Consider the following 406-nt stretch of genomic DNA (forward strand, 5'->3'; position numbering starts at 1 on the left):
GTCCGCGTCCATCCGGCTGGCGTAGACGGTGACGAGCGGGCCGCACATCCCGATACAGTGGGCGCCGCCGAGCAGTCCGATGGCGAGGAACAGCAGGACGTCAGTCCCGAGGAGCGACGGGAGGGCCATGTGGATCAGTCACCTCCCGTTCGGGGCCCGCGCGGGAATGGGTTTCGTCGGGCGACGACCGCGGAGCGGGGGGCGGTCCGTCGGGCGGACCCGTCGAATGGGCTCACGGGCGACTCACTCCTCCACGACGACGGTGCCGAACATCCCGGCCTTGCGATGGGGGATACAGACGTACTCGTAGGTGCCGGGGACGGTGAAGGTGTGGTCGAAGCGGTCGCCGTTCTCCAGTCTCCCGCCGAAGTCGGACCACCACGCCGACTCCGAGGACGCGTAGTCG

The 406-nt window shown here is 69.5% G+C and carries 2 protein-coding genes; both read right to left on the reverse strand.

Going from position 1 to position 406, the window contains the following annotated elements:
• Window positions 1–129, reverse strand: a 129-nt coding sequence (locus tag EXE44_RS18380) for a sulfite exporter TauE/SafE family protein (RefSeq protein WP_137718075.1), incomplete at its 3' end; no start/stop codon positions are given.
• Window positions 130–243: 114 nt separating this feature from the next.
• Window positions 244–406, reverse strand: a 163-nt coding sequence (locus tag EXE44_RS18385; RefSeq protein WP_241991901.1) for a plastocyanin/azurin family copper-binding protein, incomplete at its 5' end; no start/stop codon positions are given.

Source organism: Halorubrum sp. SS7 (assembly GCF_005435055.1).
In the GTDB taxonomy this organism is placed as follows: domain Archaea; phylum Halobacteriota; class Halobacteria; order Halobacteriales; family Haloferacaceae; genus Halorubrum; species Halorubrum salinarum.